Below are 10095 nucleotides of genomic sequence, written 5' to 3'. Positions count from 1 at the left end.
TTGGGCAGCTTGATGATGTTGGTGTCCGGCTCGCGGGTCAGCCTCCCCAGCTCGGCGAGGTTGTCGGGCACCTTCTGCTCGTCGGTGAGCCGGTCGGGGAAGGCCGCGAGGATACGGGCCGCCACCGAGATGTCGCTCGTCTCGACGGTGATTCCGGCGGCCTCGGCGAAGGTGCTCACGACCGGGAGGAACGCTTCCGTTGCCAGCCGCGGCGCCTCGTCGGTGAGGGTGTAGATGATCGTCTGTGTGCTTGGGGTCATAAGTGTCGACTCTTTTCTTCTCGGGCTGCTCATGTTCTTGTGGAACGGCGTCAGCTCTCCTGCACCATCATCGCCCGAAGAGGACCGGCGTGGCCAGAACCTCCGGGCGTGGGTTGAGCGGTGAGTCGATCCACGTGCGCGGTCCGGTCATCGTCTCGCTTCCTCACTGCAGTGTGGTCGACGGCGGACGGGTGCGCGGCGTTTCCCGTCGCGGGTGCCCCGATGGGCAGCCCTGGGTCCGGACGGTGCGCCACGAGCTGGGCGGATCGATCGCCGGCGGGGCGGGCGCGCGGTGGCGCTATCCGGCCACGGCGCCGAGGCCCCCGTTCCGGGCCGCGCGCCCCCCGACGATCTCGACACCCATCAGGTGCGCCACGCCGAACGCGAGCAGCGACTGGCCCGAGGCGTCGAGCTGGTCCTCGACCGTCCGCAGCCACCCCCGCACGATCCCGTCCGGGAGGCGGCGCTTCGAGGACAGGGCCAGGACGAATCCCGGTGCGGGGATCTGGGGCAGCACGGACGTCGCCCTGCGGCGGTCGCCGTCGGACTGCGCCCAGTCGATCTCGCCGATGAGGATCGGTCGGGGCACGGCGACGTCGTGCTGGTCGCAGGGCAGGATGAGCATCGTGTCGCGCTGGCGATCGCGATATCCGATGACGAGGTCTATGACACCGGACGCGAGCGGTGCGTCATCGAGAGGAAGCGAGGTCCAGTTCTCGGGCAGATCGTCGAATCTCATGCCCCGGATTCTTCGGCACTGCCCACGCGGCCGACACCCCTCCACGGCGTTCTGTGGATTCCGCGAGGCGGCCTGGGGGGAACGCGAGTGGCGGGAACCGCGGCGAGGTGTCGGGCGTCCACGGGATCGGCGGCCGTGCTGACGGGCCCGGGTGTCGGCCGGGGGTCACTCCCGCGCGTCCGGGCGCTTCCGGTCCGCTTTGGTCTGTGACCGTCGGCGCTTCGCGTCGGCACTCCGGACGCGGGAACCGCGGGTGGGGCGGGTCGGTCGCCGGACGGAGTCGGGGGCCAGGGCGTCGCGCAGCAGGGCCGCGAGCCTGTCCCGGGCGGCGCGCCGGTTCCGGCGCTGGGACCGGTGCTCCGAGGCGGCGATGGTGAGTACGGTCCCGGCGAGGGAGGGGGCCAGCCGATGGAGAGCCAGGCTCCGCTGGTCGCCGGTGAGCGCGGTGGTCGTGGCCAGGTCCAGGCTCAGCTGCACGCGGGAGTCGGCCGTGTTGACACCCTGGCCGCCGGGTCCCGAGGAGCGGGAGAACTGCTCGAGCAGGTCCCGCGCCGGCACCCGTAGGCCGTGGGGGAGGCCCGGGCCGGGTGCCACGTGGAGGTCGTCCATGGTCTCCAGTGTGCCGTCACCGGGTGTAGAGGGTGGGCGTCGCGACATGCGCCTGAACCGGGGTCCGTGACAGTACTCTTCATCCGAGGACGGGCCGGGCCCGCGCCACCCGGACGGGAGCCCGTGGCGAGAGGACGAGGGATGAGCACAGATTTCGACCCGCGGGTCGCCGGGACCAGGCGGGTCGCCGGGGTGATTCTCGCCCTCGCCGCGATCGGGCTGGGCCTGGTGGTGATCCTGGTCCACCTCACCCTGCCGTGGATCGTCAGGGGGGCGGGTGTGGGCCTCGTCGTCGTCGGTCTCGCGACGGCGATCGGCGTCGACGGTGCGGGCCGTTCCCGGCGGTGGGGACGCGTCCTCGCCGGGCTCGCCTCGGCCGCCGCGGGCGTGGTGGTGCTGGTGTGGCAGTCCGCGAGCATCCGGAGTCTGTTGTGGGTCATGGTCACCGCCTTGGTCGTGCACGGGATCCACACGATCCTGGCGGCGCTGCGGAGCGAGACCGATCGCCGGGTGGCGGGGCTGGTCGGTGGGGCCGCGGCGATCCTCTTCGGCGTGCTCTGCCTGGTCTGGCCGGTGTTGGCGATCGAGCTCGTCAAGTACGGGGTCGGGGCCTGGCTGGTCTTCGTGGGACTGCGGGGGCTCCTGGAGTCCCTGCTGCCCCCGCGTCGTGAGGACGCGTCCGCGCGGGGCGGTCGGGGCGGGATGCGCAGGTGGGGCCGGACGATCCTCGCGGTTGTCGCGTTGCTGGTGGTGGTCGCGCTCGCGATCGGCAGCGCTCTGCTGCTGCGCGGCGACGACCGCCCGGAACCCGGTGACTTCTACTCGGCGACGGACCCGCTGCCCGACGAGCCCGGTGTGCTGTTGCGTGCCGAGACGCTCACCTCGGGAGTCCCCGCAGGGGCCGACGCCTGGCGGATCCTCTACACCACCACGGACCCGTCGGGCGGCGTGAGGGTGGCCAGCGGTGCGGTGATCGCACCGACGGATCGGGGGCAGGATCCGCTGCCGCTGCTCAGTGTGGCGCACGGGACGACAGGCATCGTCCCGCGCTGCGCGCCGACCCTCAGCCCCACCCCGTTCGCCGACGGCGCCGGTACCGCGCTCGAGCAGATGGTCACCGCCCACGGCTGGGCGGGGGTGATCTCCGACTACGTGGGCCTCGGCACCGAGGGGCCGCATCCCTACCTGGTCGGACAGGCGGAGGCACGCAACGTCCTCGACGCCTCCCTCGCCGCGCGGCAGCTCGACGGCGTCACGCTCAGCACCGACACCGTGGTGTGGGGCCACTCCCAGGGCGGCCACGGCGCGCTGTGGGCCGGACAGATCGCCGGGGACTACGCGCCCGAGCTGACTCTCAAGGGGATCGTCGGCATGGCCCCGGCCACGGACCTGTTCGACCTCGCCGAGGCGAGCAAGGACGAGGTGGCCGGCAAGACCGTCTCCGCGTACATCGCGCAGTCGTGGAACGCGGTCTATCCCGAGCTGGACCTGTCCGGGCACCTCAACCCGGGCACGGCGTACGGCGTCGAGGAGATCGGCGACCTCTGCTTCAACGAGAAGGACGTGATCGCGGCGCTGATCCGGGGGAGCCAGATCCCCGAACAGGTCTTCCCCGACTCGGCCCTCGACGGCGACCTGGGTGAGGCGCTTCGGGCGAACTCGCCGACCGGGCCGTGGCCCTCTCCGGTGCTGATCGCCCAGGGCACGTCCGACCCGCTGGTGAAGCCGGGCATGCAGCAGGGCTGGGTGGACGCGCGCTGCGCCGCCGGGGAACCTCTCGACTATCGGACCTACCCGGGGCTCGACCACAACGGGTTGGTCGCCGCGGACTCGCCGCTGACGCCACAGCTGGTGTCATGGACCCTCGACCGGTGGAGTGGTGAGGCCCCCACGCCGACCTGCTGAGCGGATGCGTCGGCGACGGGGGCCTCGGACAACGTCCGGCGGGAGACGAATCGCCGGGGCGCCCCGGTCAAGGGATCGATGAAGGCGAGTTCGCGGGCCAGCAACTGCAGCGGGAGGTCGGGGTCGTCCGGCGCTTCGGGGAGGAGTTCGGGGTACCGGCGGTCGCCCAGGATGGGGATACCGAGCGCGGCCAGGTGCACCCGCAGCTGGTGCAACCGGCCGGTGTGGGGGCGCAGGAGGGTGTGCAGGACGGCGCGTCCCGAGGCGCTGGAGCCGGAGCCGAGGACGTCGACGAGGGTTTCGGAGTTCGGGTCGCGGTTCGGTCGGACCGCGACCCGCAGGTCTCCACGCAGCCTCTCGAGGTGGTCGCGGTGGACCAGGGGGACCGGCCGACCCGAGAGCTCCGGGGCCCGGGGGTCCCACCCCGGCGGGCGCGTCGAGACCGCCTCGTAGGCCTTGGCGACCTCGCGCCTGGCGAAGAGCGTCTGGTACGCCCCCCGCGTGGCGGGTCGGGCCGAGAACATCACGAGTCCGGCCGTGGCGCGGTCGAGGCGGTGGATCGGCGTCAGCGCGGGGTTGTCGAGCCGGACGCGCAGGCGGACCAGCGCGGACTCCCGGAGGAATCTCCCCGTCGGGGTGGTGGGGAGGAAGTGGGGCTTGTCGATCACCACGAGGTCGCGGTCCGAGTGGAGAATCTTCTCGTGGACCGGCAGCGGACGCTCCGCGGGGAGCTCGCGGTGGTACCAGAGGAACTCGTGGGACCCGAGAGCCGCTCCGGGGTCGACAGGGCGGGCGTCGACGCCGACGAAGTCACCGGCGGCGAAGCGACGGTGCAGGTCGTCCGGATCCAGGTGGTCGAACCTCGCGACCACGAACTCCGCGATCGTCGACCACGGGCCGGTGGCGGGCACGCGCAGCCGCGTCGGTCCGACCCCGTCTTTGACGGGCAGCGGCGAGGGCATGGGCACGGGGCCATCCTCCCACCCGGAACCAATACAGTGGAGTCCATGACCAGGCGCGACCCGCAGACGAGCCCCGGCGCGCCCGAGGATCGGGCGGCCGAGGCGCTCGTCGGCCCGGTCTCAGGTCCGGACCTCCACGTGATGAGCTGGAACCTCCGCCGGCCGGTGCCGGCGGTGCTGGCGCGCACGGCCGACCGGTGGGAGGTCCGTGCGCCCCGGGTGCGGGCGCTCCTCTCCACGGAGCAGCCGACGGTGCTGGGCGCACAGGAGGTGGTGGCGGGGCAGGCCGAGGCGATCCGCGCCGCGCTCGGCGCGCGTTACCGCCACGTCGGCCGGGGCAGGGCCCCCGACGGAGGCGGGGAGGCGACGCCCGTCTTCTACGACGCCGACAGGCTCGAGCTGCTCGACTGGGACCAGTCCGCGCTGTCGGACCGGCCCTCCCGCCCCGGCTCGGCCTCGTGGGGAAACGTCTTTCCGCGGATCGTCGTCTCCGCGGCCTTCCGCGACCGGGCGACCGGCGGGCGATTCCTCGCCGTCAACACCCACCTCGACCCGCTCTCTCCGCGGTCACGGGTGCGGTCCGCCCAGGCGATCCTCGCCGGTGTCGCCGCACGCGGGTTGCCGGTCGTGCTCACCGGGGACCTCAACGCCGGCCCGTCGAGCGCGGCGGTCCGGGCCCTGCTGGCGGACGGAACCCTCACCGACAGCTGGAGCGGCGCCAGGATCCGGCTGACCGCGGAGTGGGGGACGTACGCGCGGTACCGCGCGCCGCGTGGGGGCGGCGCCCGGATCGACTGGATACTCTCCTCGTCGGCGTTCAGCGTCTCCCGCGCCGCGATCAACCCGAGGCGCCACGGCGGCGGATGGCCCTCGGATCATCTCCCGGTCCACGCCGTCATGAGGCTGGACGAGGGAGGTGCCACCACATGATCGACAACTTCCTGCGGCCCGCCGAGACGGCGTCGGAGATGTGGGCCGACGCCCTGCGGGTCCTCGGCACCGCCGGCGTCGTGGTGGCGCTGCTCCTCCACGGGCTGACCGACGCGGCCATCGTGGCGTTCGCCCTGCCCGGCCTCATGCTCCCGCGCTTCATCGGGATGCGGCCGTGGGCGGACACGGCGATCTCGGCCACGCTGCTCGTGGCGGCGTGGAGCAACGTCTTCGACGTGTACGCGCAGATCTGGTGGTGGGACATCGTGGTGCACGCCCTGTGCGCCGGCTCCCTGGCGACGATGACCTACCTCGTGCTCGCGCACAAGGGGATCGTGCCGTCGCCGACGACCCCCGGTGTCGGGGCCGTGGGGCCGGTGGTCCTCACCGTCGCGTTCGGCCTGGCGCTGGGCGCGGTGTGGGAGATGATCGAGTGGTTCGGCCACGCCTACCTCACCGAGGAGATCTTCGTGACCCTCGACGACACGATCGGCGACATGGCCGCGGGCGGGCTGGGTGCCCTGTGCGCGGGCGTGCTTCTCGCGTACGGGCCTCAGCTGCTGATGCCGACGGCCTTGCCGATGAGCGAGTCGTCGGAGAGCACCTCGAGCAGGTAGGCCGCGAGATCCGCGCGGGGGATGCTGCCGCCCAGCGTGCCCCCGTCACCGACCTCGTGCGCACGCCACCGTCCGGTCGCCGGCCTGGTGGTCAGCCCGGTCGGCCGGACCACGGTCCAGTCGAGGCCCGAGGATTCCACGACCGACTCCTGCTCGTCGTGGTCGGCGAGGGGGGCGGCCAGCACCGCCTTCATCAGCAGCCTCAGCGGCAGCGGCATCTGCGCGCCGGAGTCGCCGGCCCCGAGTGACGACTGCACGACCAGCCTCCGGGGTCCGGACTCCGTCATGGCGGTCACGATCGACCGCGTGACCTCGGCGCGCTGGCGCCGGACCCCCTTCGCCCCGCCCACCGTGACCACCACCGCGTCGGCTCCGGCCACCGCCTCGCGGGCGACCGCCGGGTCCGTCGCACTGCCGACGACCCCCCGGACACCGGCGGGTGCGTTGCCGCTGCGCGAGACGACCGTCACCTCGTGCCCGGCGTCCCGGGCGAGTCCGGCCAACAGGGCCCCCGTCCCCTGGGACCCGCCGATGATGGTGAGCTTCACCGAGACCTCTTCTCGTCGTCGCGTTCTGGTGAGCCTACGCGGCCGGTTCCGCCCTCCGGCCGGGCGTCCGGTCGGGCGCCGGACCCTGCCGCACGAGTTCGGCCAGGAGTGGGAAGAGCAGGACGGTCACCGCGCCGGCGGCCACCAGCACCATGGAGATCTCGTCCTTCATCAGGCCGTTGTCCACGGCGACCCCGGTGACGGCGACGATGATCGGCAGGCCGGTTGCGGCGTACAGCCCCACCCGCGCGCGGTCGCGCGGCGTGGACAGCCCGGGGCTGGCGGCGGTGACGGTCTCACTCAGCCACACCCCGCCACCCCGGATGACGAGCATGCTCGCCACCGCCGCCACGAGGATCCACGGGGTGTCGGCGACGGCCCGGAGGTCGATGCCCATTCCCGACACCACGAAGAACACCGGGATGAACAGGGTGTAGCCGACGGTCTCGAGCTGACCCACGAGGACCCCCGAGAGGTCGCGGCCGGAGTCCTCGCGCCCGGTCCGTCTGTTCATGTCCAGGGCGTCGACCAGGTGGCGCAGGATCATCCCGGCGGCGAACGCCCCGAGCACCACGTCCAGGCCGAACACCGTGGCCACGACCATCATGGTGGCCAGGAGCAGCATCACCGTGCGCATGGCCAGCTGGCCGGTCGAGGTGGTCCCCCGGACGAGCGCCCGGCCGAGCGCGGGGACGTGGAGCAGGCGGGACGGCACCGCGAGGATGACCAGGGCGGCGACGAGGAACAGCCCGACGGCCACGATCGACGAGGAGATGCTGCGGGTGCTGAGCAGGACCGCCATGACCAGGATCGGTCCCAGCTCGCCGACCGCTCCGTGGGTGAGGATCGCGCGGCCCACCGGGGTGCCGTCCTGGCCAGCGCCCTTGAGGATCGGCAGGAGGGTCCCGATGGCGGTGGAGGTGAGCAGGAGCCCGATCGCGACGGCCGTCTCCCAGCGCCCCGACACCAGCCAGCCCACCCCGGCCGCCAGGACCAGACTGGCGGCCCAGGTCCCCGCCGCGCGACGCCCACCGCGCCCGGTCAGGGTCGAGACCTCCAGCTCGAACCCGGCCAGGAGGAAGAGCATCCCCAGCCCGAGCTCGGACAGCATGGCGACCCCGCCGGTCTCCACGGCCAACCCGAGCCCGTTGGGGCCGATCAGCATGCCGCCGGCCAGGAGCAGGACAACGCCCGGGACGAGGGAGCGCGTCATGCCGGACAGCAGCGGGGCCGCCCAGACCGCCAGGACGATCCAGAACAGGGACACGAGCTCGGTCGACGTCGCCTCGGCGGCCAGGAGGGTGGTGGTCACGAACGGCCTCTCGCTCGGGTGATGAGCGAGAGGTTACTGGACCCGCGGGCCGACGGGCGGCCGGGGGTTCTGCCACACTCGGGTCCACGGCGGCGGATCGCACCGGGGTCCCCGCGACCCATCGGTCTGGAGTCACGTGAGCATCTCGATCCTGTGGTTTCGCCGCGACCTGCGGCTGACCGACAACCCCGCGCTGCTGGCCGCCGTCGAGGCCTCGGACGAGGTCCTGCCGGTCTTCGTCCGCGACCCGGTCCTGCTCACGCGCGGGGGCAGGCGGGTGGACCGGCTCGAGGCCTCGCTCGCCGCGTTGTCCGCCGACACCGGTGGAGCCCTGGTCGTCCGCACCGGCGACCCCGCCGACGTGATCACCGGGCTGGCCGCCGAGGTGGACGCCCGGGAGGTCCACGTGGCCCGCGAATCCACCCCGTACGGTCGGCGGCGGGACGAGCGGGTGCGCGCCGGGCTCCGGCGCGACGGTCGGAGTCTGGTCGAGACCGGATCGCCCTATGCCGTCGGACCGGGACGGATCGTCAACCGCACCGGGGAGCCCTACAAGGTGTTCACCCCCTTCGCCAGGGCGTGGCGCGAGCACGGCTGGCCCGCGCCCGGGGAGCGGCCCGCCGCCGTGGCGTGGGCCACCGCGACGTCCGACACCGCGACGTCCGACACCGAGCCGTCCGGGTCCGCCGGTCCCGGGGGTGGGGGCGGGGCGGGGGAGAAGGCCGCCCTGGCGCGGTGGCGGGATTTCCTCCGCGACGACCTGGCCTCCTACGCGGACCAGCGGGACCGCCCGGACCTCGACACCACCAGTCGGCTGTCCGCGCACCTGAAGTACGGCGAGATCCATCCGCGCACGATCCTCGCCGACCTCGCCGCGCACCCCGAGGCCCTCGGCGAGGGCGCGCGCGTCTTCACCTCCGAACTGGCCTGGCGGGAGTTCTACGCGGACATCCTCTGGCACTGGCCCCGGTCGGCGTGGCGGGATCTGCGGGGCGCGCTGGCGGGCATGCCCTACGACGACGGCCCGGAGGTCGACCTCCTCGTCGAGGCGTGGCGGCAGGGGCTGACGGGGTACCCGTTCGTCGACGCGGGGATGAGGCAGCTACGCGCCGAGGGCTGGATGCACAACCGGGTGCGGATGGTCACCGCGAGCTTCCTGGTCAAGGACCTGCACGTGTGGTGGCCCGTCGGGGCGCGGTTCTTCCTCGATCAGCTCGTCGACGGCGACATCGCCTCCAACAGTCACGGGTGGCAGTGGGTGGCGGGGACCGGGACCGACGCCTCGCCCTACTTCCGGGTGTTCAACCCCATCACCCAGGGTCGCAAGTTCGACCCCGACGGGGAGTACGTGAGGCGGTGGATCCCCGAGCTCGCCCACCTGGCGGGCGCGGCGGCCCACGAGCCGTGGCGGGCCCCCGACGGATACCGCCACGGGTACCCCGAGCGTGTGGTGGACCACGCGGAGGAGCGGATGGAGGCGCTGCGTCGATACGACCTCGCGAGGAACGGCACCGGGTGACCGACGCCGGGTGGACGCCGAGTGCCTAGGCTGGCTCCATGACCGATCCCGATCAGACCGAGACCCCCGCCGCCGAGGGCGTCGACATCAAGCCGCGCAGCCGCGACGTCACCGACGGGCTGGAGAAGACCGCCGCGCGCGGGATGCTCCGAGCGGTGGGGATGGGCGACGACGACTGGGTGAAGCCGCAGATCGGAGTGGCCTCGTCCTGGAACGAGATCACCCCGTGCAACCTGTCGCTCGACCGCCTGGCCAAGGTCGTCAAGGAGGGCGTCCACGCGGGCGGGGGATACCCGCTGGAGTTCGGGACGATCTCGGTCTCCGACGGCATCTCGATGGGCCACGAGGGGATGCACTTCTCGCTGGTGTCCCGCGAGGTGATCGCCGACAGCGTGGAGACCGTGATGAGCGCCGAGCGCCTGGACGGGTCCGTGCTCCTGGCGGGCTGCGACAAGTCGTTGCCCGGCATGCTCATGGCCGCCGCCCGCCTGGACCTGGCGAGCGTGTTCCTCTACGCCGGTTCGACGCTGCCCGGCTTCGCCAGGCTCTCCGACGGCACGGAGAAGCAGGTCACCATCATCGACGCGTTCGAGGCGGTCGGGGCGTGCGCCCGCGGTCTCATGAGCCGGGAGGACGTCGACACGATCGAGCGGGCCATCTGCCCGGGCGAGGGTGCGTGCGGCGGCATGTACAC

The 10095-nt window shown here is 72.9% G+C and carries 11 protein-coding genes; 5 read left to right on the top strand and 6 right to left on the bottom strand.

The annotated features are described in order from the left end of the window. From B4M60_RS14515 to arfB, 3 genes are all read right to left on the bottom strand, one after another. Nucleotides 1–260 (bottom strand): NADP-dependent isocitrate dehydrogenase (locus tag B4M60_RS14515; RefSeq protein ID WP_291085598.1); only part of this gene is annotated, 260 nt, incomplete at its 3' end. Nucleotides 261–558: 298 nt separating this feature from the next. Beyond that, complete coding sequence (locus tag B4M60_RS14510) at nt 559–999, bottom strand: hypothetical protein (protein WP_291085595.1); 441 nt, start codon at nt 997–999, stop codon at nt 559–561. Between the two features lie 165 nt (nt 1000–1164). After that, the gene (gene arfB / locus B4M60_RS14505; RefSeq protein ID WP_291085592.1) at nt 1165–1608 is read right to left on the bottom strand and encodes an alternative ribosome rescue aminoacyl-tRNA hydrolase ArfB; all 444 of its coding nucleotides are present in this window, start codon (nt 1606–1608) and stop codon (nt 1165–1167) included. 141 nt (nt 1609–1749) lie between these two features. On the opposite strand from arfB, the gene B4M60_RS14500 reads away from it, so the two are divergent. Further along, the gene (locus tag B4M60_RS14500) at nt 1750–3513 is read left to right on the top strand and encodes a lipase family protein (RefSeq protein ID WP_291085589.1); all 1764 of its coding nucleotides are present in this window, start codon (nt 1750–1752) and stop codon (nt 3511–3513) included. On the opposite strand, the gene B4M60_RS14495 is transcribed toward B4M60_RS14500, so the two are convergent. Next, nucleotides 3399–4475 (bottom strand): pseudouridine synthase, encoded by a 1077-nt coding sequence (locus B4M60_RS14495; RefSeq protein WP_291085607.1) that lies wholly within the window; start codon nt 4473–4475, stop codon nt 3399–3401. The two genes, B4M60_RS14500 and B4M60_RS14495, sit on opposite strands and share 115 nt — an antisense overlap. A gap of 45 nt (nt 4476–4520) precedes the next feature. Between B4M60_RS14495 and B4M60_RS14490 the strand changes: the two genes are divergently transcribed. Both B4M60_RS14490 and B4M60_RS14485 read left to right on the top strand, forming a co-directional pair. Beyond that, nucleotides 4521–5405, top strand: coding sequence for an endonuclease/exonuclease/phosphatase family protein (locus B4M60_RS14490; RefSeq protein WP_291085586.1), 885 nt, complete (start codon nt 4521–4523; stop codon nt 5403–5405). Continuing rightward, complete coding sequence (locus tag B4M60_RS14485) at nt 5402–6022, top strand: hypothetical protein (protein WP_291085583.1); 621 nt, start codon at nt 5402–5404, stop codon at nt 6020–6022. Before B4M60_RS14490 ends, B4M60_RS14485 begins: the two co-directional genes overlap by 4 nt. Here the strand turns inward: B4M60_RS14485 and B4M60_RS14480 are convergent. Next, nucleotides 5959–6570 carry an NAD(P)-dependent oxidoreductase gene (locus B4M60_RS14480; RefSeq protein ID WP_291085580.1) on the bottom strand — a complete coding sequence of 204 codons (612 nt, stop codon included), beginning with the start codon at nt 6568–6570 and terminating at the stop codon, nt 5959–5961. The genes B4M60_RS14485 and B4M60_RS14480 overlap by 64 nt on opposite strands. A 34-nt stretch (nt 6571–6604) precedes the next feature. After that, complete coding sequence (locus B4M60_RS14475) at nt 6605–7882, bottom strand: cation:proton antiporter (RefSeq protein WP_291085577.1); 1278 nt, start codon at nt 7880–7882, stop codon at nt 6605–6607. A gap of 142 nt (nt 7883–8024) precedes the next feature. On the opposite strand from B4M60_RS14475, the gene B4M60_RS14470 reads away from it, so the two are divergent. Beyond that, nucleotides 8025–9401 carry a cryptochrome/photolyase family protein gene (locus B4M60_RS14470; RefSeq protein ID WP_291085604.1) on the top strand — a complete coding sequence of 459 codons (1377 nt, stop codon included), beginning with the start codon at nt 8025–8027 and terminating at the stop codon, nt 9399–9401. A 38-nt stretch (nt 9402–9439) separates the two neighbouring features. Beyond that, on the top strand, nt 9440–10095 hold a 656-nt coding region (locus tag B4M60_RS14465; RefSeq protein ID WP_291085574.1), incomplete at its 3' end, for a dihydroxy-acid dehydratase.

The sequence above is a fragment of the Dietzia sp. UBA5065 genome, from assembly GCA_002415925.1.
Lineage (GTDB): Bacteria > Actinomycetota > Actinomycetes > Mycobacteriales > Mycobacteriaceae > Dietzia.
This window is presented reverse-complemented; position numbering and strand designations above follow the sequence as displayed.

Bases quoted from the DNA above. Each gene is read 5' to 3' on its own strand.
- B4M60_RS14510 (WP_291085595.1), bottom strand. From the start codon at position 999: ATGAGATTCGACGATCTGCCCGAGAACTGGACCTCGCTTCCTCTCGAT.
- arfB (WP_291085592.1), bottom strand. From the start codon at position 1,608: ATGGACGACCTCCACGTGGCACCCGGCCCGGGCCTCCCCCACGGCCTA.
- B4M60_RS14500 (WP_291085589.1), top strand. From the start codon at position 1,750: ATGAGCACAGATTTCGACCCGCGGGTCGCCGGGACCAGGCGGGTCGCC.
- B4M60_RS14495 (WP_291085607.1), bottom strand. From the start codon at position 4,475: ATGCCCTCGCCGCTGCCCGTCAAAGACGGGGTCGGACCGACGCGGCTG.
- B4M60_RS14490 (WP_291085586.1), top strand. From the start codon at position 4,521: ATGACCAGGCGCGACCCGCAGACGAGCCCCGGCGCGCCCGAGGATCGG.
- B4M60_RS14485 (WP_291085583.1), top strand. From the start codon at position 5,402: ATGATCGACAACTTCCTGCGGCCCGCCGAGACGGCGTCGGAGATGTGG.